This window comes from Pseudomonas oryzihabitans (assembly GCF_014522265.1).
In the GTDB taxonomy this organism is placed as follows: Bacteria; Pseudomonadota; Gammaproteobacteria; order Pseudomonadales; family Pseudomonadaceae; genus Chryseomonas; species Chryseomonas aestiva.
This window is the reverse complement of record NZ_CP017024.1, coordinates 740,684-765,582: the sequence shown is the minus strand read 5'-3', so window position 1 is coordinate 765,582 and position 24,899 is coordinate 740,684. Positions and strand designations below refer to the sequence as shown.

15 protein-coding genes and 3 pseudogenes are annotated in these 24,899 nt (G+C 66.7%); 6 read left to right on the top strand and 12 right to left on the bottom strand.

Features of this window, described 5'->3' with window-relative positions; genetic code table 11:
- Nucleotides 1-71: 71 nt before the first annotated feature.
- Entirely contained in the window at nucleotides 72-764 is a 693-nt protein-coding gene (locus BGI51_RS03560) for a 3'-5' exonuclease (RefSeq protein WP_252977203.1), read from the bottom strand.
- A 188-nt stretch (nucleotides 765-952) separates the two neighbouring features.
- On the opposite strand from BGI51_RS03560, the pseudogene BGI51_RS03555 reads away from it, so the two are divergent.
- The 4 genes and pseudogenes from BGI51_RS03555 (at nucleotide 953) to prpF (ending at nucleotide 10,229) form a co-directional block, all read left to right on the top strand.
- Nucleotides 953-3,306, top strand: a pseudogene (locus BGI51_RS03555) (DNA polymerase II).
- 639 nt (nucleotides 3,307-3,945) lie between these two features.
- Nucleotides 3,946-8,061: a CheR family methyltransferase gene (locus BGI51_RS03550; protein ID WP_187980335.1), complete on the top strand. Its 4,116-nt coding sequence runs from the start codon at nucleotides 3,946-3,948 to the stop codon at nucleotides 8,059-8,061.
- A gap of 104 nt (nucleotides 8,062-8,165) precedes the next feature.
- On the top strand, nucleotides 8,166-9,056 hold the full coding sequence (gene yghX, locus BGI51_RS03545; RefSeq protein ID WP_133861411.1) for a YghX family hydrolase: 891 nt from the start codon (nucleotides 8,166-8,168) through the stop codon (nucleotides 9,054-9,056).
- Between the two features lie 21 nt (nucleotides 9,057-9,077).
- Nucleotides 9,078-10,229, top strand: a complete 1,152-nt coding sequence (prpF, locus tag BGI51_RS03540) for a 2-methylaconitate cis-trans isomerase PrpF (protein ID WP_187980334.1) — start codon at nucleotides 9,078-9,080, stop codon at nucleotides 10,227-10,229.
- A 272-nt stretch (nucleotides 10,230-10,501) separates the two neighbouring features.
- On the opposite strand, the gene BGI51_RS03535 is transcribed toward prpF, so the two are convergent.
- The gene (locus tag BGI51_RS03535) at nucleotides 10,502-13,843 is read right to left on the bottom strand and encodes a PAS domain S-box protein (RefSeq protein ID WP_187980333.1); all 3,342 of its coding nucleotides are present in this window, start codon (nucleotides 13,841-13,843) and stop codon (nucleotides 10,502-10,504) included.
- A gap of 244 nt (nucleotides 13,844-14,087) precedes the next feature.
- Between BGI51_RS03535 and BGI51_RS03530 the strand changes: the two genes are divergently transcribed.
- Nucleotides 14,088-14,471 (top strand): response regulator, encoded by a 384-nt coding sequence (locus tag BGI51_RS03530; protein ID WP_051226123.1) that lies wholly within the window; start codon nucleotides 14,088-14,090, stop codon nucleotides 14,469-14,471.
- Here BGI51_RS03530 and BGI51_RS03525 read toward each other — a convergent pair.
- The 7 genes and pseudogenes from BGI51_RS03525 to BGI51_RS03495 all read right to left on the bottom strand — a co-directional run bounded on the left by BGI51_RS03525 (nucleotide 14,468) and on the right by BGI51_RS03495 (nucleotide 20,804).
- The gene (locus BGI51_RS03525) at nucleotides 14,468-14,860 is read right to left on the bottom strand and encodes a response regulator (protein ID WP_187980332.1); all 393 of its coding nucleotides are present in this window, start codon (nucleotides 14,858-14,860) and stop codon (nucleotides 14,468-14,470) included. The two genes, BGI51_RS03530 and BGI51_RS03525, sit on opposite strands and share 4 nt — an antisense overlap.
- A gap of 83 nt (nucleotides 14,861-14,943) precedes the next feature.
- Entirely contained in the window at nucleotides 14,944-15,951 is a 1,008-nt protein-coding gene (locus BGI51_RS03520) for a zinc-dependent alcohol dehydrogenase family protein (RefSeq protein ID WP_187980331.1), read from the bottom strand.
- Between the two features lie 74 nt (nucleotides 15,952-16,025).
- The gene (locus tag BGI51_RS03515; protein WP_187980330.1) at nucleotides 16,026-16,580 is read right to left on the bottom strand and encodes a GNAT family N-acetyltransferase; all 555 of its coding nucleotides are present in this window, start codon (nucleotides 16,578-16,580) and stop codon (nucleotides 16,026-16,028) included.
- Between the two features lie 57 nt (nucleotides 16,581-16,637).
- Nucleotides 16,638-17,288 (bottom strand): MotA/TolQ/ExbB proton channel family protein, encoded by a 651-nt coding sequence (locus BGI51_RS03510; RefSeq protein ID WP_187980329.1) that lies wholly within the window; start codon nucleotides 17,286-17,288, stop codon nucleotides 16,638-16,640.
- A gap of 14 nt (nucleotides 17,289-17,302) precedes the next feature.
- A complete protein-coding gene (locus BGI51_RS03505) occupies nucleotides 17,303-19,591 on the bottom strand; it encodes a TonB-dependent receptor family protein (RefSeq protein WP_187980328.1) in 2,289 nt (762 codons plus the stop codon).
- 24 nt (nucleotides 19,592-19,615) lie between these two features.
- A pseudogene (locus tag BGI51_RS03500) lies at nucleotides 19,616-20,394 on the bottom strand (energy transducer TonB family protein).
- Nucleotides 20,395-20,396: 2 nt separating this feature from the next.
- The gene (locus tag BGI51_RS03495; RefSeq protein ID WP_187980327.1) at nucleotides 20,397-20,804 is read right to left on the bottom strand and encodes an ExbD/TolR family protein; all 408 of its coding nucleotides are present in this window, start codon (nucleotides 20,802-20,804) and stop codon (nucleotides 20,397-20,399) included.
- A gap of 198 nt (nucleotides 20,805-21,002) precedes the next feature.
- On the opposite strand from BGI51_RS03495, the gene BGI51_RS03490 reads away from it, so the two are divergent.
- Complete coding sequence (locus BGI51_RS03490) at nucleotides 21,003-22,664, top strand: bifunctional metallophosphatase/5'-nucleotidase (RefSeq protein ID WP_187980326.1); 1,662 nt, start codon at nucleotides 21,003-21,005, stop codon at nucleotides 22,662-22,664.
- Nucleotides 22,665-22,715: 51 nt separating this feature from the next.
- On the opposite strand, the pseudogene BGI51_RS03485 reads toward BGI51_RS03490, so the two are convergent.
- The 3 genes and pseudogenes from BGI51_RS03485 to BGI51_RS03475 all read right to left on the bottom strand — a co-directional run.
- Nucleotides 22,716-23,099 (bottom strand): annotated as a pseudogene (locus BGI51_RS03485) (DUF4398 domain-containing protein); the annotation flags it as partial.
- 29 nt (nucleotides 23,100-23,128) lie between these two features.
- Nucleotides 23,129-23,560, bottom strand: coding sequence for a DUF4398 domain-containing protein (locus tag BGI51_RS03480; protein WP_187980324.1), 432 nt, complete (start codon nucleotides 23,558-23,560; stop codon nucleotides 23,129-23,131).
- 106 nt (nucleotides 23,561-23,666) lie between these two features.
- Complete coding sequence (locus tag BGI51_RS03475; RefSeq protein ID WP_187980323.1) at nucleotides 23,667-24,830, bottom strand: HPP family protein; 1,164 nt, start codon at nucleotides 24,828-24,830, stop codon at nucleotides 23,667-23,669.
- Between the last annotated feature and the right edge of the window lie 69 nt (nucleotides 24,831-24,899).

The following is a 24,899-nucleotide window of genomic DNA, read 5'->3' as shown; positions in this document are numbered from 1 at the left end:
GCCTCCAGTATGGCAAGCCGCGCGAATTTAGCCGGTCTGCTTGCCGGTGTTGCCGGCGGACTGCTGCCCGGCTAGCCCGCCAGGGCCTGCAGCCCGCTCCAGGTAGCCGGTGCGTCCTCGCCCAGCGCCTGCACCAGAGCGGCCTTGAGTCGGCAATCGGGCAGGGCGCGATGGGTTTCCTGCACGGCGATGCCTTGCTGGCGGGCAGCCATGGCCAGGGACTTGCGGCGCCAGCCGTCCTGGCTGCGGCTGTCCAGACTCGGCTCCTGCCAGAAGTGCGCATAGAGCTGCATCAGGCAGTGCAGACGGGTGCCATCCACCAGTTGCACCGGCGGCGTCTCGCGCTCCAGTTCCGGCGGCAGGGCCTGACCGTGGCGGCGGGCATTGTGGGCCAGCAGGCGATAGTCGAAGGCCATGCCATAGGCCAGCACGGTGCGGCCCTGCAGCAGGGGCCAGAGGGTGGCGAACACCTCGGGAAAGCGTGGCGCCTGGGCCAGGTGGGCATCGGTCAGACCGTGGATCAGGGTCGCCTCGCGCGGTACGGCGATGCTCGGGCGGACCAGGGTATCGAGCAGCACCCGACCGCTGAGGGTCATGACCGCCACCTCGATCAGCTGGGCATCCTCGCCCAGCCCGGTCGCCTCGGTATCCAGCACCAGGACGTCTTGCTCCAGCCAGCGACGCGCCTGCTCGCGCACCCGTGCTTGCTGGGCGTTGTAGCGGGGGGAGACAGGGCTGGAAAAAGACGATGACAACGGATTCATACACGGCCTGACAGCTATAACCAAGGGTGCGCCCAAAAGCCGACAAGTCGGCTCTACGACGGGTGTGGGCATTCGATGCAAGATCATCGCCACAGGACACAGGCCGTTCGGCGGGGGCGACGAGCGGACCATCTGGCACGTCGAGGTCGCCGGTATCGGCTGGCCTTGCGAGAATGGGCCCTTCATCCATGTCGAGGAGCGCCATTGCTTTGGCCGCCGTCCAGGGTTTCTTGCTGACACGCCTCTGGCGCGAGACTTCCACCGGGATGGAGCTGGTGTTCTGGTTCGCCACCGACAGCGGTCCGCACCAGCTGCGAGTGCCGGGGCAGCAGGCGGTGGCCTTCGCCCCGGCCGCGCGACGGGCGGACATCGAGCGCCTGCTGCCGGCCGGGGTGGAGATCCGCGAGCTGGCGCTGCAGGACTTCCAGCGGCGCCCCGTCCTGGGGCTCTATGCGCCGCGCTATCGCACCCTGCGCGAACTGGAGCAGCGGCTCCCCGCCGCCGGCATCGAGGTCTACGAGACGGACATCGCCCCGGCGGATCGCTTCCTCATGGAGCGCTTCATCACCGCGCCGGTGACGCTGCCCACCGCCGACGGCGCGCCCTTGCGGCCGGATCCCGACTATCGCCCCACGCTGCGCACCCTGTCGCTGGACATCGAGACCAGCGAGCGCGGCGAGCTCTACAGCATCGGCCTGCACGGCTGCGGCCAGCGCCAGGTGTACATGCTCGGCCCCCCACCGGCGAAGACGCCGCGGTGGACTTCGACCTGGAATACGTCGCCGACCGCGCCACTCTGCTCGAACGCCTCAACGCCTGGATGGCGCGCCATGATCCTGACGTCATCATCGGCTGGAGCGTGCTGCAGTTCGACATCCGCGTGCTTCACGAGCACGCGCGCAAACTGGATGTGCCGCTGCACCTGGGCCGGGGCGCCGCCGAGGACGATCGCTACGAACCCGGCGGCCAGGGCCGGCCCTTCCACGCCCTGCTGGCCGGACGGCCGATCATCGACGGGGTGGAGGCGCTCAAGTCGGCGACCTGGGTGTTTCCCTCCTATAGCCTGGAGAATGTCAGCCGCAGCCTGCTGGGCGAGGGCAAGGCCATCGACAATCCCCACGACCGCATGGCCTCCATCAACCGCATGTTCGCCGGCGAGAAGAGCGCCCTGGCGCGCTACAACCTGGTGGATTGCGAACTGGTCACACGGATCTTCGCCAAGACCGGGCTGCTGCGCTTCCTGCTGGAGCGCGCCAGTGTCACCGGTCTGCCGCTGGAGCGTCATGGCGCCTCCATCGCCGCCTTCTACCACCTCTATCTGCCGCTGATGCACCGCCAGGGTTTCGTCGCGCCCAATCTCGGCGCCCAGCCGCCCGAAGGCAGCCCCGGCGGCTTCGTCATGGATTCCCGGCCCGGGCTCTACGACTCGGTGCTGGTGCTGGACTACAAAAGCCTCTATCCCTCGCTGATCCGCACCTTTCTCATCGATCCGGTGGGCCTGGTGGAGGGCCTGGCGCTGCCCGAGGACGAGACGGTACCGGGCTTTCGCGGCGCGCGCTTCCATCGCACCCGGCACTGCCTGCCGGAGATGGTGGCGCGGGTCTGGGAGGGGCGCGACGCCGCCAAGCGCGCCGGCAACGCACCCCTGGCCCAGGCGCTGAAGATCATCATGAACAGCTTCTATGGCGTGCTGGGCACCCCGCACTGCCGCTTCTTCGATCACCGCCTGGCCTCGTCCATCACCCTGCGCGGCCACGCCGTGATGCACCAGACCCGCGAGCTGATCGAGGCGCGTGGTCATCGGGTGATCTATGGCGACACCGACTCCACCTTCGTCTGGCTCGGGGCTGCCCATGCCGAAGCCGAGGCCGAGCGCATCGGTCGCGACCTGGTGGCGGCGGTCAATGCCCACTGGCGCGCGCAGCTGCAGACCGAGCTGGGACTGGAAAGCCACCTGGAGCTGCAGTACGAGACCCACTTCAGCCGCTTTCTCATGCCCACCATCCGCGGCGCGGAGGAGGGCAGCAAGAAAAGATACGCCGGGCTGCGACCGGGTGCCGAGGGTCAGCCGGAACTGGTGTTCAAGGGCCTGGAGACGGTGCGCAGCGACTGGTCGCCGCTGGCCCAGCGCTTCCAGCGCGAGCTGTATCTGCGCATCTTCACCGGCGAGCCCCACGAGGACTATGTGCGTGACTTCGTCGCCCAGACCCGCGCCGGCGACTTCGAAGACCTGCTGGTCTATCGCAAGCGCCTGCGCCGGCCGCTGGAGGAGTACCAGAGCAACCTCTCGCCGCAGGTCCGCGCGGCGCGGCTGCTGGAGGCGGAAAACGCCCGCCTGGGACGCCGCAGCCGCTTTCGCCGCGGCGGCTGGATCAGCTACCTGATCACCACCGCGGGCGCCGAACCGGTCGAGCTGCCCCATGCGCCGCCGGACTACGACCACTATGTGCAGCGCCAGCTGGCGCCGGTGGCCGACGCCATCCTGCCCTTCGTCGGCGACCGCTTCGATCGGTTGCTGGATCGGCAGATGGGGTTGTTCTAGCGCGGTCTGGAGTGGGAGCGGTTTAGGGTGGATGACGGCCTGGCCTCATCCACGCGAGCTTCCCGGCGTGGCCAAGCGCTCAGCCTGGAACACCCTCACCCCAACCCTCTCCCGCAGGCGGGAGAGGGGGCGGCACGGTGCGGATGGCGGTTTCTCCGCAGGGTGGCGGGTCCAGGGTAGGGTGGATGACGGCAAGGCCTCATCCACGCGGGCTTCCCGGAGTGGCCAATCGCTCAGGCTGGAACATTCTCACCCCAACCCTCTCCCGCAGGCGGGAGAGGGGGCGGCACGGTGCGAATGGCGGGTTCGACGCAGGGTGGTGGGTCCAGGGTAGGGTGGATGACGGCAAGGCCTCGTCCACGCGGCTCGGCGGCGAGGACAAGCGCTGCGAATCCTCCATAAGACCGTCTCACCCAGGCTTTCCCGCGTTGCGCTCGCACTTGCCCTGCACGCGCCAGTCTCAGTTAGGCGGTGCGGCCGCCGGTCAGTCTCACTGCTGGATGATGCCCGCTCTCCCGGCCTGGGCTCGTTATACTCCGGCCGGCGACAGGTCTTTTCCGTGGGAAGGATAGGTGGCGTGCCAGGATCGGTGCGGACGCGGCGATCACGATTTCTTGTGGATGTGCAGACGGCGGATAGATGAGCGACCAGGCGGATGTGGCCCGACCCAACAACTCCAGGAACCTGACCCCCAGCGACCTGCCGTTTCCGGTGGTGGGGATTGGGGCCTCTGCCGGGGGTATCCAGGCGCTGCTGCATTTCTTCGAAGCCCTGCCGGCCGATTGCGGCATGGCCTTCGTGGTGGTGATGCACCTGTCGCGGGAGCACCAGAGTCATCTCGACGAGATCCTGCAGCGGGTGACCCGCTTGCCGGTGCAGCAGGTCACCCAGCCGGTGCCCATCCAGGCCGAGCACGTCTATGTGATCCCGCCCGGCTCCGATCTGACCATGAACGACGGTTACCTGCGACTGGCTCCGGCGGAGCGTCCCCAGGGCGATCATGTCGCCGTAGACCTATTCTTTCGCGCCCTGGCCGACGTGCACAAGACCCATGCCGTCGCCATCGTCCTGTCTGGCAATGGTGCCGATGGCTCGGTGGGCCTGGGGCGTATCAAGGAGCAGGGCGGGGTGACCCTCGCCCAGGCGCCGGAAGATGCCGAATTCGATTCCATGCCCAAGAGCGCCATCACCGCCGGCGTGGTGGACTTCGTCCTGCCGGTGGTGGAGATGCCGCAAAAGCTGCTGGAGCTGGCCGCCACCCTCAGTACCCTGAGCCAGGGCGAGTTGCACCAGCTCGATCTCGAAGCCCGGATTCCAGGTCCGTCGAGCAAGGCCATGCAACTGGCGCTGCGCGACATCCTCACCCTGCTGCGCACCCGTACCGGGCACAACTTCAAGCAATACAAGACCGCCACGGTATTGCGCCGGGTGGAGCGGCGCATGCAGGTGAACGCCATCGCCGACATGCCGGCCTATGCCGGTTTTCTCCATGATCATCCGGAAGAGACACCGGCGCTGCTCAAGGACATGCTCATCGGCGTGACCAATTTCTTCCGCGACCGCGAGGCCTTCGAGGCCCTGGAACGCGACGTCATTCCGGAATTATTCGAGCACCTGCCGGCCGGGGAGGATCAGGAGCTGCGGGTGTGGAGCGCCGCCTGCTCCAGCGGTGAGGAGGCCTATTCGCTGGCCATGCTGCTGACCGAGCAGGCCGAGTTGCGCCAGTCGGACGCGCGCCTGCAGGTCTTTGCCACCGATCTCGACGAGCACGCCCTGGCGATGGCGCGCTATGGCGTCTATCCCGGTTCCATCGTCACCGACGTCGCCCCCGCCCGGCTGCGCCAGCACCTGCTCAGGGAGCAGAATCAGTACCGGGTGAAAAAGGAGCTGCGCGAGAAGGTGCTGTTCGCCCAGCACAACCTGCTCAGCGATCCGCCGTTTTCCCGGCTCGATCTCATTAGCTGCCGCAATCTGCTGATCTATCTGGATCGCGAGGTGCAGGCCGAGATCCTGCACACCTTCCATTTCGCCCTCAAGCCGGGTGGCTACCTGTTTCTCGGCAGTTCCGAGTCGGCCGATGTGCAGAGCAGCCTGTTCGCCACGGTCGACAAGAAGAACCGCATCTATCGGGCCAAGCACACGACCAGCGTGGTGCGTCCCACGCCGCTGCTCAATCTCAATCCGGGTGTGCACAGCGTGCGCCTGCCACCGCACCAGGTCGGTCGGCGCAACAAGGTGTCCTTTGCCGAGGTGCATCAGCGGGTGCTGGAGCAATATGCCCCGCCAAGCATCATCGTTGATCGCGAATCCAACATCGTGCACCTCTCCGAGCGGGCCGGGCGCTTCCTGAGGTACGTCGGCGGCGAGCCCAGCTACAGCCTGCCGGCGCTGGTGCTGGAGGAGTTGCGCCTGGAGCTGCGTACCGCCCTGTTTCAGGCGCTGCAGAGCAACAAGAGCGTCGAGGCGCGACGCGTGCATATCCAGCGCGACGACCGCAGCTACTACATCAACATGGTGGTGCGGCCGTTCCGCGACAGCGACACCAACACCGACTACCTGCTGGTGCTCTTCGATGAAGTCGAAGATGTCATGAGCGCCGATTCCGTCAGCGATCACGTCGAAGCCAAGGACAGCGTCCTCACCCAGCTGGAAGCCGAGTTGCAGCGCACCAAGGAGCAGCTGCAGCTGACCATCGAGCAGTCCGAGACCTCCACCGAGGAGCTCAAGGCCTCCAACGAAGAGCTGCAGGCGATCAACGAGGAATTGCGCTCGGCCACCGAGGAGCTGGAGACCAGCAAGGAAGAGTTGCAGTCGATCAACGAAGAGCTGATCACCGTCAACTACGAGCTCAAGTCCAAGATCGAGGAAACCGGCAAGATCAACGACGATCTGCAGAACCTCATCACCTCCACCGACATCGCCACGGTGTTCGTCGACCGGGGCATGCGCATCAAGCGATTCACGCCGCGCGCCGCCAGCATCTTCAACATCATCGTCAGCGATACCGGCCGCTCGCTGCTCGACATCACCCATCGCCTGGACTATCCGGAGCTGGCCACCGATGCCAATCAGGTCTTCGAGTCCCTCGGCCAGATCGAGCGGGAGGTTCGCAGCCACGATGACCGCTGGTACCTGGCCCGGTTGCTGCCCTACCGTACCGCGGAGGACCGCATCGAAGGTGCGGTGCTGACCTTCATCGACATCACCGAGCGGCGCAAGGCTCAGGATCGTGCCCGCGATGGCGAGGAAAACATGCGCCTCATGGCGCAGAACATCCATGACTATGCCATCGTCACCCTGGATGCCGGCGGCATCATCAACAGCTGGAACGGGGGCGCCACCCGGCTGTTCGGCTATAGCGAACGCGAGGCGCTGGGGCAGCCCATGGGCCTGATCTTCACGCCGGAAGACCTGGCCACCCAGGTTCCGGAAGCGGAGCTGCGCCAGGCCGACGAGCAGGGCGCCGCTCAGGATGAACGCTGGCTCAGGCGCAAGGATGGCAGCCGCCTCTATTGCACCGGGGTACTCAGTCGCATGAGCAATGCCTCGGGCGGTCGCGGCTATGCCAAGATCGCCCGGGACGCCACCGCCGATCACGTCCGTGCCAGCGAGAATGCCAATCAGCAGGCACAGCAGCGCGCCCTGGTGCAGCTCAAGGACGAGTTCTTCGCGGTGATGTCCCACGAACTCAAGCACCCGCTCAATCTCATCCAGCTCAACAGCGAGCTGCTGACCCGTTCGCCGGTGCTGCGCGACGTGCCCCTGGCGCGGCGTGCCACCGAGGCCATCCAGCGCGCCGTGCGCAGCCAGGCGCAGATCATCGACGACCTGCTCGACCTGTCGCGTATCCGTACCGGCAAGCTCAAGCTGGAGCGCCAGAGCCTGGATCTGGTGCAGCAGCTGCGCGAGATCGTCGAGGTGATCCGGCCGCTGGCGGGTGAGGTCGAGGTCAGCAGCCTGCAGCTACCGAAAGCGCCGCTGTTTGTGCAGGCGGACGCGACCCGTGTCGGCCAGATCGTCTGGAATCTGCTCAACAATGCCGTCAAATTCACCCCGGCCGGTGGGCGGGTGGAGATCGCCCTGGGGATCGAAGGCGTTGAAGCCCGGCTGGACGTCACCGATACCGGCCAGGGTATAGAGCCGGACTTCCTGCCGCGGGTGTTCGAGATGTTCGGCCAGGCGGAAATGAAGTACACCGCCCGCGCCCAGCACGGCCTTGGGATCGGCCTGGCACTGGTCAAACAACTGGTGGAAGCCCACGGCGGGCGCATCGAAGCCCATTCCGCCGGACTCGACCAGGGCGCGCGCTTCAGCGTCTGGCTGCCCCTGTGCGAGGACGAGCGGCGGCTTGCGCCGGAGGCGCGCGCGGATGACCAATCCATCGCCGGATTGCGGGTCCTGCTGGTGGACGACTCTCCCGACATCGTCGAGACCCTGCAGCTGCTGCTGGAGGAGGAGGGCGTGCGGGTCACTACCGCCACCGATTCCCGGCAGGGCCTGCTGCTGGCCCAGACGCAGGATTTCGACATCATCCTTTCCGACATCGGCATGCCGGAGATGGACGGCCACGAATTCCTGCGCCAGGTGCGGGCGGGCGATCGCAACGTCGGCACCCCGGCGGTGGCGCTGTCCGGCTATGGCACCCGGCTGGACGTCGACAAGGCGCGGGCGGCGGGCTTCAACCGGCATCTGAACAAGCCGGTCAGCTTCGAGGCGCTGATCGCCGTGCTGCATGCATTGCAGGTCTCCAGCTAAGACGGGCAGTGGCATAGTCAGATGATTCGCGGCACACTCGGGAGCCCCCAGGGCGCCTGGCCAATCGGGCCGGATGCCTTGTTTCCCGCCAGAGGAGCGCCGCGATGACCCGCCTCACCGCCAAGGATTTCTCGCCCGAACTGCTCGAACTCTACGACTTCTATGTGCACGGTCGCATCAGCCGTCGCGACTTCCTCGACCGTGCCGGCGCCTGCGCCGCGGTGCTGGGGCTGTCGGCCACCGGAGTGCTGGCGGCCCTGACGCCCAACTATGCCCTGGCCACCCAGGTCGAGTTCACCGATCCGGATATCGTCGCCGAATACGTCTACTATCCCTCGCCCAAGGGGCATGGTCGGGTCCGCGGTTATCTGGTGCGCCCGGCCAAGGCCAGCGGCAAGGTGCCAGCGGTGGTTGTGGTCCACGAGAATCGCGGCCTCAATCCCTATATCGAAGACGTCGCCCGACGCCTGGCCAAGGCCGGCTATCTGGCCCTGGCGCCGGACGGCCTCACCTCCATGGGCGGCTATCCCGGCAACGACGACAAGGGCCGCGAACTGCAGCAGCAGGTCGATCCCGAGAAACTGATGAACGACTTCTTCGCCGCCGTGGAAACCCTGATGGGCCACGAATTCAGCACCGGCAAGGTCGGCATCACCGGTTTCTGCTACGGCGGCGGGGTGGCCAATGCGGCCGCCGTGGCCTATCCCGAACTGGCTGCGGCCGTGCCCTTCTATGGTCGCCAGCCGCGCGCCGAGGAGGTGGCCGCGATCAAGGCGCCGCTGCTGATCCATTACGCCGAGAACGATCCGCGCATCAACGAGGGCGCTGCCGCCTACGAAGCGGCGCTCAAGGCGGCTGGCAAGACCTATGAGGTGCATCGCTATGCCGGCACCAACCATGGTTTCCACAACGATTCCACCCCGCGCTACGACGAAGCCGCCGCGCGCCTGGCCTGGGACCGTACCCTGGGCTGGTTCGGGCGCTATCTCGCCTAGGCACCCCGACGGAGACCTTAGATGCCGCAACTGCGTATTCCCGCCGTCTACATGCGCGGCGGTTCCAGCAAGGGCGTGTTCTTCCATGCCCGCGACCTGCCGCCGGCCGGTCCGGCGCGCGATGCGCTGCTGCTGCGGGTGATCGGCAGCCCCGATCCCTACGGCAAGCAGATCGACGGCATGGGCGGCGCCACCTCCAGCACCAGCAAGGTGGTGGTGATCGCGCCCTCCAGCCGCCCGGACTGTGACGTCGACTACCTGTTCGGCGCCCCGGCCATCGAGGCCCCGGTGATCGACTGGTCGGGCAACTGCGGCAATCTCAGCGCCGCCGTCGGGCCCTTCGCCATCAGCGAGGGGCTGGTCGAGGCGCCGCGCGAGGGCATGGCCAGGGTACGCATCTGGCAGGCCAATCTCGGCAAGCGCATTCTCGCCCATGTCCCCATGGCCAATGGCGAGGTGCAGGAAGAAGGCGATTTTCGCTTCGACGGCGTGGCCTTTCCGGCGGCCGAGGTGGTGCTCGATTTTCTCGATCCCACCGGTACCGATGGCAGCGTGCTGCCCACCGGGCGAGCCGTTGACGAACTCTATGTTCCGGAGCTGGGCCGACTGCCGGTGACCCTGCTCAATGCCGGCAATCCCACCATTTTCGTGCGGGCGGAGACCCTGGGTCTCAGCGGCACCGAGACCCAGGCGCAGATCAACGGCGATGCGGCGCTGCTGGCGCGCCTGGAAGCCCTGCGCGCTGCGGGCGCGGTCGCCATGGGCCTGGCCGCCACGGCTGCCCAGGCGACGGCGGAACGCCCGCATACGCCCAAGCTGTGCCTGGTCGCCGCGCCCCAGACCTACCGGGTGGCCGGGGGCAAGCAGGTGCAGGCCGAGGAACTCGATGTCATCGCGCGGATGATCTCCATGGGCAGTCTGCATCACGCCATCCCCGGTACCGGCGCGGTCGCCGTGGCGGTGGCCGCGGCGCTACCCGGGACCCTGGTTCATGCCCTGACCGGCGACCTGGGCGGTCGCCAGGTACGGATAGCGCACACCGCCGGCACCGTGGCGGTCGGCGCCCAGGCCCGCGAGGTCGCTGGTATCTGGCAGGTGGAAAAGGCCAGCATGAGCCGCAGCGCCCGCCGCCTGATGGAAGGCTGGGTGCGGGTACCGACGGAGATCCGGTAGGTTGGGTTGAGCGCGGCGAAGCCTCTGTGCTGGAGCGCCCTCACCCCAACCCTCTCCCGGAGGGAGAGGGGGCGATTAAGTCGGGTGCGGGGTTGTGGCTCGTGCACCTTGGCCGCGTCACGGTAGCGTGGAAAACCGCGCAGTGTTTTCCACTGGGCAAGCCTGCCTCCATTCGTGGAAGGCTGCACCCTTATCCACCCAGGGCATTCCAACCGCCCCCTCTCCCTCCGGGAGAGGGCTGGGGTGAGGGTGGACCCACTCAAAAGTGGCCCTCAGGTCCCTACGATCAGATCGCGAATGCGCACCGCCAGGGCGTCCATGGCGAAGGGCTTGGTCATCACGTGCATGCCGGGCTCCAGGTGGCCGTTGCCGACCACGGCGTTTTCGGCGTAGCCGGTGATGAACAGCACCTTGAGTCCGGGGCGGCGCTGGCGGGCGGCATCGGCCATCTGCCGGCCGTTCATCCCGCCAGGCAGGCCGACATCGCTGATCAGCAGGTCGATGCGCACATCGGATTCCAGCAGGCGCAGCCCGGAGCTGGCATCCGCCGCTTCCAGGGCGGCGTAGCCCAGTTCTTCCAGCACCTCCACCACCAGCATCCGCACCGTGGGTTCGTCATCCACCACCAGCACCGTTTCGCCGTGGCCCTGGCGCGGCAGGGTCGGCTGGCTGGCGGCGAGGTCAACGCCAGTGGCCACTTCGCGATGGCGCGGCAGGAAGAGGGTGACGCTGGTGCCCTGATCGACCTGGGAATGGATGCGTGCCTGGCCGCCGGACTGGCGCACGAAGCCGTAGATCATCGACAGGCCCAGCCCGGTGCCCACCCCGATCGGCTTGGTGGTGAAGAAGGGGTCGAAGGCCTTGGCAATCACCTCGGGCGGCATGCCGCAGCCGTTGTCGGTCACCGAGAGGGCGATGTAGTCGCCCGGGTCCAGGTCGCGGACCCGGCCCATGCGCGCATCCAGCGCCCGATTGGCGGTCTCGATGAAGATCCGGCCGCCCTCGGGCATGGCGTCGCGGGCGTTGATGCAGAGATTGAGCAGGGCGTTTTCCAGCTGCGGCGGATCGACCAGGGTCGACCACAGCTCGCTGCTGGCCACCACCTCGATCTGGATCGCCGGCCCCACCGTGCGGCGGATCAGGTCTTCCATGCCGGCCACCAGGCGATTGACGTCGGTGGGCTTGGGGTCCAGCGTCTGCCGGCGGGAAAAGGCCAGCAGCCGGTGGGTCAGGGCGGCGGCGCGAATGGCGGCGCCCTGGGCGGCGGTGGTGTAGCGCTCGAGATTGTTCAGCCGACCCTGGCCGATGCGCACCGTGAGCAGGTCCAGACTGCCGACGATACCGGCGAGCAGGTTGTTGAAGTCGTGGGCCAGGCCGCCGGTGAGTTGGCCGACCGCTTCCATCTTCTGCGACTGGCGCAACTGCTCTTCCAGCAGCGCCTGGGTTTCCGCGGCGTCCTTTTCCCGGGTGATGTCGCGCCCGGCGCCGGTGAGGCGATCCTGTTCGGTGTCCATCGACAGCGTCCAGGACAGCCAGCGCCAGCTGCCGTCCGCCGCCTGGACGCGATTCTCCACCCGCGCCGGCAGGCCGCTGCGGCGCAGTTCGTCCAGCGCCATCAGCACGCCGGGCAGATCATCGGGATGGATGAGTTCGGTGTAAGGGCGGCTGAGCAACTCGGCCTCGGAATAGCCCAGGCCGCGCGACCAGGACGGACTCACCCGCAGGAGCTGCCCGGTGAAGTCGGCGGTGAGCAGCAGGTCTTCGCTGAGCGCCCAGAGCCGGTCGCGCTCGGCGGTACGGGCCTGGACCTCCTGGCTGAGGCTGAGATTCTGCGCCTGGATCAGCGCCTGGGCGTCGCGCTGGATGGTGACGTCCTGGGCGAAGACATAGAAGCCGTCCACCGCACCGCGCGCATCGCGCCGTGGGCGGTAGTGGATGTCGGCGATGCGCCGGCGGCCATCCGGCCAGGCCCACGGCAGGTCCAGTCGCGCCGGGGTACCGTCCAGGGCGGCCTGGATGGCCGGACGCCGGGCGGCGAACAGTTCCGGCGCGAACACCTCGGCCATGCTGCGGCCCAGGATGCTCTGCGGCGCGTCCCTGAACCACTTGGGCGCCTCGATATTGGCGAAGCGATAGATCAGGTCGCGATCGACGAAGGCGATCAGGCAGGGCAGGGTGTCGGCCACCAGGCGCAGATTGAGTTCGCTGTCGCGCAAGGCACGTTCCGCGGTCAGTCGCGCCGTGGCCGAGCGGGTGCGATTGGCGACCTCGCGTATGAACTGCAGCTCGGCCGGCGTCCAGCGCCGCGGCTGACTGGAACAGACATAGAGCAGGGCCACCAGGTTGCCGTGCTCGAACAGCGGCAGGTTGACGAGGGCGCGGGTCTCCAGGCGTTGCAGGGCCGCGAGGTTGTCACGGGTACGAGGGTCTTGCTGCACGTCCTCGATCACCACGGTTTCGCCGCGCTTGAAGGCCTCGCTGTAGCTGCCGTAGTCGCGAAAATTCAGCGTGCCCATCAGGCTGCGGGCGCCCGGGATCGTCCAGTCGCGTTCCACGGTGATGGTCTCGGTCTCGGCGTCCACCAGACCGTAGCCCACCAGATGGGCATTCAGGATGGTGCCCAGGGCGGTGCAGGCGAGTTCGGTGACCGCCTCGATGTCGTTCAGCTGGCTGAAGCCTTCGCCCAACTCCGCCAGGGCGCGGCGATAGCGCTCTTCGTCACGGGTGGCCTGGGCGGCCTGCTCGCGCTCGGTGACATCCAGGAACAGCACCAGAAAGCTGTCCGGGCCAGCCTTGTGCGCATGGCCTTCGTACCAGCGGCCGTTGAACTGGAATTGCCGCACGTAACTGAACGACTGGCCGGTATCTACCACCCGGGTGAAATCCTCCACCCAGAGGTCTTCGAGTTCGGGAAACAGGGTGCGGGCTGTCTGGCCGATCGTCTGTTCCGCGCTCAGGCCGAAGTGGGTGCACCAGGCGCGGTTGACCTGGTCATAGCGCCAGTCCCGGCCATGGCCCTGGTCATCACGCAGGATGGTGCCAAGGATGAAGCCCTCGTCCAGTTGCTCGAACAGGCCGCGCCAGTAGCGCTCGCTCTCCGCCAGTTGCCGCTGCACCTCGCCGACGTGGCGCTGGCTGTCACGCAGGGCCTCGCCGGCCAGGTGCTGGGGGGTGCGGTCGCGCAGGATCTTGACGAAGCCGGTATGGCGGCCGGCGTCGTCGTGCAGCGGATGCATCTCGCCGCTGGCCCAGAAGCGGGTGCCGTCGCGTCGCAGGTGCCAGCGTTCGTCTTCGGCGCGACCGTCCTGCAGCGCCAGCCGCATTTCCAGCGCGGCCCGGCCGTTCCGGTTGTCTTCCGGGGTGAAGAAGCACTCTGCCGGGGCGCCGCGGATCTCCGTGGCGGTCCAGCCCAGCAGGCGCTCGGCGCCGGTGTTCCAGTCGGTGATGACCCCGGCCGGATCCAGTACGACCATGGCGAAATCGATGGCGCCATCGAAGATCGCCAGGCGCCGCTGGGCGTCCTGGGGTGGCAGCGCGGTGCACTGGTCGAGCGCGGCGCGGAGGCGGCGGACTTCGGCCTGGAGTTCAGCGTAGGAGGGAGCGGATTCAGCCATGGGATCTTTCAAGCGCGTGGGCAGCGGAAGCGGACGCCAATGACGTCCAGCAAGAGCCTTAGAGTAAGAGAGTCGGGCGCCGGCTAGCGATCTGCCAGCACCTTTTTCCGACAGGCAGGGAATTAAGTAGCCGTTACGGCATCAGACAAGTGCCGGTACCAAGCGGCCAGCCGTCCATCCGAGGGTTGTGATCCAATTCGAGTAATTTCGGTCTATTTAGTCGTACTAATGAAGTAGCGTTGCCATGACCGATGTAGTTTCTTCCGCAGCCGTTACCACTGTGCTGGTGGTCGAGGACGATCCTGTACTGCGATCGCTGGCGACGGAGGTGTTCGAGATGGAGGGTTATGCCGTCCAGTCGTTCGACACCGCCGATGCCGCCTGGTGCTGGTTCGAAGCCGACCCGCTGCCGCCTGATCTCCTCTTCACCGACGTGCGCATGCCCGGTCGGCTGGATGGTCTCGCCCTGGCCAAACAGGTCCGCCAACGTTTTCCGCAGTTGCCGATACTGGTGTCGTCCGGCTATACCGGACAGCAGTACGCCGAACGCGAAGACCGGGCGCTGTTCCTGCCCAAGCCCTGGACCATCGACCAGTTGCTGAAGGCCTGCGGCCAGCTGGGCGTCTAACCGCCCGCCTGACGCGCGCGTGCGAGGCGTACCGCCGAATCCACCTCATCGAGCGTCCAGGGCTTCTGCAGGAAGATCACCTGCGGGGGCAGCGCCGTGGTGATCTCGTAGCCATAGCCCGAGGTGATGACCATGGGCAGCGCGGGCCAGCGCTGGAGCAGCATTTCGGCCAATTCACCGCCGCGCAGCTGGCCGGGCATCAGGTGATCGGTGATTACCAGCCCGGGAGCCTGCTGCTGCTGGAGCAGATGCACCAGGGCATCGTCGGCATTGTCGAACTGCCGACAGGTCCAGCAGAGGCGGTCTTCGAGATGGTTGCTCAGCAGCTCGGCGAGCAGGCTGTTGTCTTCGATGACGACGAGATAGGGAAGGGGATCTGGCGAGGTCATCGAGACTTCCGGAACGCGACGAGACGATTCCGGAAGTCTAGCAGAGCCTTGCCGGCGTCAGTCCGGCTTTTGTCTGACCATTGTTAGAACTCCAGGACGATCTTGCCGAAGTGGCTGCCGTCCTTCTGGAAGGCGAAGGCCGCGGCAATTTCGTCTAGCGGATAACTGCGATCGATGACCGGCTTAATGCCGTTGCCTTCCAGCGCCTTGATCATCTCCTGCTGCTGGCGACGGCTGCCGACGATCAGCCCCTGCAGCCGCTGATGGCGGCGCATCAGATTGGCCGTGGGGACTTGCCCCTCGACGCCGGTGAGCACCCCGATCAGCGCCAGGTGACCATGGATACGCGCGGCCTGGATCGACTGCGCCAGGGTCGCCGGGCCGCCCACTTCCACCACGATGTCGACGCCACGGCCGCCGGTGATGGCCTGCACCTTGGCACCCCATTCCGGTTCGTCGCGATAATTGATCAGGTGATCGGCGCCCAGGGCATAGGCGCGCTGCAGCTTCTCGTCCGAGGAGGAGGTGGCAATCACCGTGGCGCCCATGGCCTTGGCCATCTGCAGAGCGAAGATCGACACCCCGCCGGTCCCCATGATCAGCACGCTGTCGCCGGCCTTGAGTCCGCCATCCACCACCAGGGCGCGCCAGGCGGTGAGTCCGGCGGTGGTCAGGGTCGCCGCCTCGGCATGGCTGTAGCCCTTGGGCGCCAGGGTGAAGGCCGTGGCCGGGCGTACCACCACCTCGCAGGCGAAGCCGTCGACGCCATCGCCAGGGGTCGTGGAAAAGTCATCGATGGGCGGCTCGCCATCCAGCCAGTGGGGAAAGAAGGTCGAGACCACGTGATCGCCCACGGCGAACTCGCTGACCCCGGCGCCCACGGCCTCGACCACGCCGGCGCCATCGGACATGGGAATGCGCCCATCGGCGGTCGGCATCTTGCCCAGCACCACGCCCAGGTCATGGAAATTCAGCGAGCTGGCCTTGATCCGCACCCGGATCTCACCAGCCCCCGGCTGCCCGGGATCAGGCAGTTCGCAGGCTTCCAGCTGGTCCAGACCACCGGGTTTGCGTAGGCGTATGGCGTGCATGAGCGTTCTCCTTTGGGGCGCAGGCCGCGGTTGGCCTGCCGATCCAGAAGGGACCCCAGGCGTCGCGCGGGAATTCAATCCAGCAGACGAGCCAGCCAGCGCTCGCGGGTGAGCTGGTAGCTGTCCAGCTTCTCCTCACCACCACGGATGGGGAACAGGGCGCGGACCTGTCCCTGCAGCGTAAAGCCGTTCTTGAGCAGTACGCGCCCCGAGGCGGGATTCTCTGGCAGGTGGCGGCCGTTGATGGCGCTCAGCGCCCAATGGTCGAAGCCGAAGGCAATCAGGGCGGCGCAGGCTTCGGTTGCCAGGCCCTGGCCCCAGGAGGGCACGCCAATCCAGTAGCCGATATTGGCCGTATCCTGGCCATCGCGGCGCAGCGAGATAACGCCGCGCAGATCGTCGCGCGTCCGGTCGACGATGGCGAAGTGGGCTTGGCTACCTGTGGACCAGCCCGGTGCATGGGTGGCGAGCCACTGGTGGGCGATCGCCTCGGTGTAGGGATGGGGCAGGGTACCGGTGGTGGCGGCGATACGCGGGTCGCCGGCCAGAGTCACCAGGGCAGGTACGTCCCGCTCGCTGCAGGGACGTAGCGCCAGGCGTTCGGTGAGCAGGCTGGGTTGCGGCAGCATGGCGGTCCTCCGGCAGCAGCGTAGGGCGTCCTCGCGGCGCGCCGCGAGGACTTCGACTCAAGCCTGACGGAGCCGCGTGGGCGACAGGTCTTCAGCCAGCTCGGCCTGGGTAGGCGAGCTGGCGGCGCCACGTGCCCGGATCAGCACGATCTTGAGCTGTTCGTTGATGCGCTCCTGGCGGTCCTGGAAGAAATTATGGAAGACCACGCAAAGCAGAGCCACGGCGATGCCCAGGCCGGTGGCGAACAGCGCCGTGCCGATGCCACCGGAGATCTGCCCCGGATCGGACACCCCGGCCGAGGCCAGTGCCTTGAAGGTGTCGATGATGCCGAGGATGGTACCGAGCAGGCCCAGCAGCGGAGCGGCGGTGGTGATGGTCTCGATGATCCACAGGCTGCGCGCCAGGGGTGCCCGGGTGGCCAGGTACTGGGTATCGACCAGATCTTCCAGCGCCTGGTGATCGAGCCGGCCGCGCTGGGCCAGGATCGGCTCGATCATGTTGACCGGCAGACCGGGTCGCTCGGCCAGGGCGGCTGGCAGCCGACCGCTCTGCTGCACCTCGCGCTGGATCAGGGCCTCGGCCAGGTGCCTGGCCTGGCGACGGGTGTAGGCGAAGAACAGGCCACGCTCGATGGCAATGAACAGCGCCAGGGCGATGCAGCCATAGAGGATGTAGAAGGTGGCGTCGTGCAGGAGTTGGGTATTCATGCGGGGCTCCGGGATCAGAAATGGCCTTCCAGGGAAACGGTCACGGTGCGTTCCATGGCGACGTTGTAGGTCGGGCTGCTACCGGCATAGCCCTGGTAGGCAACGGCATTGGTCTGCACGCTGTCGACGTCGTCCAGGTACCTCTTGTCGAACAGGTTGTCGACGTTCAGCCGCAGGGTGGCGTCCTTGAGGAAGCGTTTGTCGGTGGGCAGGTAGACGCCGGCACCCAGGTTGAAGACCGTGGCGCCCGACACGCTCTCGTCGTTGGTCAGATCGCCATAGAGCTTGCTGCTGTACTTGCCGCCGAAGGTGCCGTAGTAGCGGCCGTCGTCATAACCGATATTGGCGGCCAGCATGGTGCGCGGCACGTTGGCGAATTGCTTGCCCTTGGTAGGCAGCTCGATGCGCTGCCCCTTGTTATAGACCGGCAGGTCGTCCTGCTGGATCGAGCGGGTATAGGTGTAGGAGGTGTAGTAGTTGAAATGGTGGGGCAGTAGGCCGCTCCAGGCCAGCTCCAGGCCGCTGTTGTCGACGTCGCCACCGTTGAAGCTGAGGCTGTCGCCGTTGATGTCCTTGCTCGAGGCCTGGCGATCCTTGAACTTGAGGAAGAACAGGCTTGCCGAGAAGGCCATGGTCTCGCGCTGCTGGCGCCAGCCCAGTTCCTGGTTCCAGCTGAATTCCGGTCGCAGGTTGAGGGAGTCCGGGCTGCTGTCGTACAGCACGTAGTTGGCCGGCACCCGCATGTTGCGGTTGACGTTGTAGAACAGCTGATTCTGCGCATCGAGCTGGTAGCTCAGCCCGGCGCTGGGCAGGAAGGCGTCGTAGCTGCGCGAGCGCTCGAAGGGCAGGCTGCCAAGATCGCCATGGTTGTCGGCCTTGCGCTCCACCTTTTGGTAGGCAGTGCCGACGTTCAGGGTCCAGTCCGGGCTCAGGGTCCAGGTGTCCTGCACCCAGAGTTTGTGCGCCGGGGTTTCGGTGTAGCGGTCGCGGCCCTGGATCCGGTTGCCGCGAGCGTCCACCACGCTGCGGGCATCCGGCCAGAAGTTGTCATCTGCCTTGCCCGCCGCATCGATCGGGATATAGGGCTGGGTCTGCGATTGCCGGGCATATTCGAACCAGTAGCCGAATTGCAGGCTGTGGGCGTCATTCACGTCCCAGGTCAGCTTGGTGGTCACGCCTGGGCGCCAGGTCTGGGTGCGCGAGGGCCGGTAGTAGACGCCGGAGTTGGGCGTGCCATCGGCGGCATAACCGGCGGCGCTGTTCAGGTTGCTCAGGTCATAGACGCCATTGCGGCTGGAATTGCGATTCAGCGCGCTGCTGAAGTAGCCATTGCCGCTGCCGTCGCCCCAGTAGAAATAGGGGTTGAAGCTGAGCGCCAGATTGTCCTGCAACTGCAGGTGGCCGTTGAAGATGGCGCTGAAGTTCTCGAAGGGGTTCTTGCTGAACTCGTAGTAGCGGGCGATCTTGCCGTTGCTGCCCAGTACCGGGTTGTCTGGCGCCGGCGTGTAGCTACGGCCCCCCTGCTGGAACTGGGCCTTGGTCAGCTTGGTGTAGCTGTCGTTGTCCTGCCGGTAGTACTTGAGGATCAGGTTGCCGGTATTGCCGTTGCCCTGGTCGAAGAAGCTGTTGAATTCGACCCGGTCGGCACGCACCGCACCCTTGCCACGCCAGAGTTCGCCCTCGGTATGAGAGGCCGACAGCCAGTTGCTGAAGCCGTTGAATTCGCCGGTGTTGAGCCGGGCGAAGGTCTTGGTCAGGCCATTGTTGCCTACCGCCTGCTTGACCAAGACGTCGCTGTCCTTTGTTGGACGGACTGTGGTGAAGCCTATGTTGCCGCCGCTGGAGCCGATGTGCGGGCCGTCCAGTTCCGAGGAGCCCTGGGTGACAAAGATCTGGTCCAGGTTTTCCGGATCGCCCAGCAGGTTGGCGTAGACCTTGTAGCTGCCGGAGTCGTTGAGCGGCATGCCATCCACCGAGACCCCGATCTCGCTGGAATTGAGTCCGCGCATGGTGAAGTTGAAACCGGAAATACCGCTGGCGTCGTTGCTGCTGACGTGCAGGCCGGGCGTGTATTGCAGGCGATCGATGGCGTTGGCGGTAGCGGTCTGCTTGTCCATCGCCTCGCGGGTCAGGCTGGAGCGCGACTTGGCGCTCTGCTCCGGGGCCAGGTAGCCGCCGCCCTGGGTGGTGTTGCCCTGGACACCGATGGTGCCCACGTCGCGTTCGGCGGTGCCGTCGGCCCATACCAGGCCGGGGCCCAGGCTGGCCGCCATGATGGCGAGACAGAGTTTGCTACGGTTCATCTCGAATCCTCGAAAGGCTGGTGGTTAACGGGGCGAATAGTCGAAGGTGGCGGTGATGCGCAGCTGGCTGCGTCCGGCGAAGGCCTCCGGTGGGAAGGGCTTGACCTGCTCGATGCGCGCCAGGCTGCTGGTGGCGGCGCGATTGAGTAGCATGCTGCTGGCGCGCTCTTCCAGGCCGCGGTCGAGGACCTTGCCGTTGCGGTCGACGAGCAGCCAGACCACCACCTTGCCGCTGGGGCGCTCCAGGGACGCCTGGCGGCCAGTGGGGTATTGCTTGTAGCGCTCCAGATCACCGCGCACGCCGTGCAGGTAGCCGCCTTCCAGGGCCTGGGCATCCACTCGCGGTTTGGGTGGCGGTGGGGCAGGCGGTACAGGGTGCGGCGCAGCTTCCATCGCCTTGGGCGGCGTTGCGACGGGGGCGCGACGGGCTGTGGCTTGGCCACGGGTTTGGGGTGGTGCTCCACCCGCGGCTTGGGCTTCGGTTTCGGCTGGGGCTTGGGCTCCACCCGTGGCTTGGGCGGTGGTGGCGGGGCGACCGGTTGCTCCGTCACGACTGGCGGCACGTCCGGCGTGGGCTCGGGTTCGGGCTCCAGGACTGGCGGTGGCGGCGGTGTCTCTACTTCCGGCACCGGTGGTGTCGGCGCTTCGGGCTCGGGTTCGGCCAGGGCGAGCTGCACCGGCGGCTCGTCGTAGCTGGGCTGGATCTTCAGCGGCACCCGTTGCAGGGTCCAGGCGATGAGCACGGCTGCCAGCGCCGCCGGCAACCAGCCGAGGACATGGCGGGAGCGATAGAGGGCGTACATGGTCAGGGCTTGCGGGTGGCGATGGAGATGGCGTTGAAGCCACCCTGGCGGAGGCTGTCCATAACCTCCACCAGTCGCTCGATGGCGACCGCCTTGTCGCCGTTGATGATGATGGTGGTCTGGCTGTCGGGCTTGGCTTGCGCCTCGAGTCGCCCGGGCAACTCGGCCAGGGTCAGGGGCTCGCCATCGAGCTGCAGATCGCCGCTGGCGGCCAGGGTGACGATGGCCTTGTTCTGTGGTTTGAGTTGCACGGCGCTGCTGGCGCCTGGCAATTGGGTCTTGATGCCCAGGGCGGGAATCACGTTGAGGCTGATGAGTACGAAAAACACCAGCAGGAACATCATCACATCGATCATCGGAATGAGTTCGATATGGGCTTTGCGCTTCTTGGGTTCGTCCCAGGCTTTCATGGTCGGGGTCTACCGTTGGTCGGAAGCCGGAGACCCTAACAACCGTCCTTGACGCTTCCGCGACCGATTTCTTGCGTTGCGCTGACAGTTTGGCGTCACTTTCTGGACGAGCAGGAACTGTCATAAAAGCTCGTCATGCTGCCCCGCCCTGTGTAGAGCCGCCCGCTCTAGCCTGAGGTTCTTGCCCGGAGTTCTTTCATGTTGCTTCGTTTCCCCGCGTCTCTTGCTCTGGCCCTGCTACTCACCGGCTGTGCCAGCCCACCGTCCCAACCGGTCACGGTCAACCTGGCCCTGATCAACGACTTCCACGGCTATCTGGAACCCAATCCGGCGCTGTTCGACCAGGGACGCAAGGGACAGCTCATGGGCGGTATCGCCAACGTCGGCGGGCTCATCGATCACCTCCGCCAGGAGGATCCCCAGACCCTGGTGATCGGCAGTGGCGATCTGATCGGCGCGAGTCCTGCGGTCTCCGCGCTGTGGGCCGACGAACCCACCCTGCAGGCCATGAACCTGCTCGGCCTGCAACTCTCGGCGGTGGGCAATCACGAGCTGGACAATGGCCAGGCCGAGCTGCTGCGCCAGGTCCGGGGCGGCTGCGATTCCAGCCGACCAGCCAAGGCCTGCCAGTTCGAGCCGCGCTGGCAGGGCACGCGCTTTCCCTATCTAGCGGCCAACCTGCTGGACGCGCGCACCAACCAGCCGTTGTTCCCGGCCTATCGCATCCTCCAGGCCCACGGGCAGAAGATCGCCTTCGTTGGGGCCGTGCTCAAGGCGCTGGACCAGGTGGTCTCGCCGAAGGGGCTGGCCGGGCTCAAGGTGACGGACGAGGCGGATAGCATCAATGCAGTGATTCCCGAGCTGAAGGCTCGAAAGGTTGACGCCATCGTCGCCATCATCCACCAGGGCGGTACCAGCCTGGCGGGAGGTCCTGATTGCCAGGACCTCCAGGGGCCGATCGTCGAGGTGGTAAAGCGCCTGGACCCTGCCATCGACCTGGTCGCCAGCGCCCATAGTCACAAGGCCTATACCTGCCATGTAGGCCGGATGCCGGTATTCCAGGGCGGCGCCTATGGTCAGCTGGTCAGCCATGTGAGCCTGCAGATCGATCCGCACCAGCGACGTGTGACAGGGGTTCAGATGGAAAACCTGCCGGTGGTCCCGGGGCACTATCCGCCGGATCCGCAACTGGCGGCCTGGGTCGCCGGGGTCGTGGCCCGCAGCAAGACGGTGCTGGAGCGTCCGATTGCCCGCCTGGGTGTATCCCGTCTGGAGCCGCGCTACGACACCGCTGGAGAAAGTGCCCTGGGTGATCTCATCGCCGATGCCCAGTTGGCGGCCGTTCGCGATCAAGGTGCCCAGATCGCCCTGATGAACAGCGGCGGCATCCGCAACGAACTGGCCCTGGTGCCCGGGCAGTCGCGCTTGACCTATGCTCAGCTCGCCAGCTGCCAGCCCTTCGCCAACACCCTGACCCTGATCGATCTGACCGGCGCCCAGCTGCGCGAGCTGCTGGAGCAGCAATGGAGTCGCGATCCTGACGCCAGGCCACTGCAGGTATCGGAAGGCTTCACCTATGTATGGGATGGACGTCGCCCGGTCGGGCAGCGCGTCGTACCGGGCAGCATTCGCCTGAATGGCGAAGCGCTGGCCGACGATCGCCGCTATCGGATAGTAGCTAACAGTTTCCTCGCCGACGGCGGCGATGGCGCAGCCCTGCTCAGGGACGGCAGCAATCGACGGGAGACCGCCATCACCGATCTGGAGGCACTGGAGCGCTATCTGGTGCAGCAGGATCGCCTGGGCAAGTCTGCGGGGCAGGCCGAATCGGCTGGGCGCCTTCGCCGTCAGGACGGCTGAGGGGAGGGTGGTTGCGGAGCCCCTGGGGCTCCGCGACGCGCGACCTTACTTGATCGCCTTCTGCAGTTGCTGCAGCTGCTCGGTGCGGGTGTTCAGGCGGGTTTCGCCGCGCTGGGCGTCGACCTTCTTCAGCTCGACCTCGGCCATGCGCAGCTTGATGGTCTGCATGGCGGTCTGGATGCGTTGCTGGGTCAGGTAGGCCAACTGGTCGACGGTGCGCTCGTTCTCACCGTCCTTGTAGGCCTTGTCGGTCTTGGCCAGCCAGGTGCCGGCATCCTTGGTTTCCAGTGCCGCCAGCTGGGTGGCCTGGGGCTGGGATTCGAGGGCGGCGTAGTCGTTGCGCGCCTTTTCCAGATTGGGGTTGGGCGGGGTGGCGCAGGCGGCCAGGGTCAGGGTCAGCGCCGACATCAGCGGGAGCAGAAAACGTTTACGCATGGTTTCGTCCTTCAAGAGAGCGGGCAGCCTTACTGCTGCACCTTTTTCTGTAGATTCTGTTGCAGCTGCAGGTTGATCTGACCTTCCTCACGGATCTGCTGGATGCTGTTCTGGGCATCCTGCAGCGCCGCCGCGGCCTTGGCGGCCTGGGTCTTGCGGGTCGCCAGGCGGGCATCCCACTCGGCCTGCTCGGCCAGTTGCTTGGCTTCGTCGTACTTCTCGTTGGACAAGGCCGCCTGGGCCTGGGTCCACTTGTCCTGGGCCGACTTGGTCTCGATCGGAGCGAACTGGTTGCCGCCGCCGCTCACGGCTTCGTTGACGGCCGACTGGGTCACGGCCATCTGCGCGGTCGGCGGATTGCCGGCGCAGCCCGCGAGCAGCAGACCGCCGCCCAGGACCAGGCTGGCGAGCAGCGCACGAGGCGCGGAGAACGGGGAGGCGCGAGAGGGACCGGTTTTCATCCGAACATTCCTGGCAGGTCGCCCGGAATGGGCGACAGTGCCTTTGAGACGGCGAAAACGCGGCGAGGTTCGCTGCAGAGCCCCAGCCGAGGGCAGTTGAATGCGGTTAGGCCCGCACCGCCTGGTACAGCGCCCGGATCAGATCCGACTGGGTGATGATGCCGACCAGGCGGCGCGAGCCATCGATGATGGGGATGTGGCGGTGGCCGTTCTCGGAAAACACCGGCACCAGGTCGATCAGCAGGCGGTCGGCGCTGGCCACCCGCACGGTGCGGGTCATGATGTGGCCGACGCTGTTTTCGTCCTGGCGGGCCTTCGGCCGGACCAGCGAGCGCAGGCGCCAGCCGAGGCCTTCGTGGACGTCCAGGTCGATCTGCCGCATGAAGTCGGCGACGGTGACGATGCCCAGCAGATGGCCCTGGCGATCCACCACCGGCAGCGCCTTGATGCGGCGGGCGCGCATCAGCGCCCAGGCTTCCTGCAGCGGCATCTCGGCACGGGCCGTCACCGGTTCGTGGCTCATGACATCGGCGCAGCGCAATTCGCCCATCTTGCGCTGGTAGGCACGCGCCTCCACCTGTTCGAGCAATTCGGCGAGGTCGTCGCGGCTGATGTCCAGCACCTGGTTGTAGCGCGCCAGCACGGCGTCCAGGTCGGCGCGCTGCAGGCGCGTCTCGCCGCTCGGCTCGGCCGGGCGTGGCACATGGGGCCAGGGGCGCCGGGTCAGGTTGTTGTAGAGCAGGCCGGCACTCACCAGCAGCAGCGAGTCCAGCGCCACCGGACTCCAGGCATAGCTGAAATCCTGGGCGCCGATCAGCACCATCAGCAGCGCCGAGGCGCCGCCCGGGGGGTGCAGACAGCGCAGCGTGAACATGGCGGCGATGGCCAGCGCAACCGCCACCGCGGCGGCCAGGTTGGCTTCGGGAATCCACAGCGCGCAGGCGATGCCGATCAGCGCCGACAGGGTATTGCCACCCACCACCGACCAGGGCTGCGCCAGCGGACTGGAGGGCAGGGCGAACACCAGCACGGCGCTGGCGCCCAGCGGCGCCACCAGGGCCAGCGCCAGGGCGCCATGCTGATGCACCGGCTGGCCTTCCAGCCACCAGGCCGCCAGGAGCGCGGCGAGCAGGATGCCGAGGCCGGCGCCCAGGCTGGCGCGCAGGCGTTCGCGACCGTCGATGGGCAAGGGCGCTGGCCAGAAGGCACGCAGGCCCTGGAGCAGACGGGCGAAGAGGGAGGGAGACGGCGTAAGGGGTTCCTGGGGCATGGGCTAGCAACTGCTGGGCAGAACGCGGGCGCTGATGGTCCTCCCTGTACGGAGCCCTGGCAATACCGG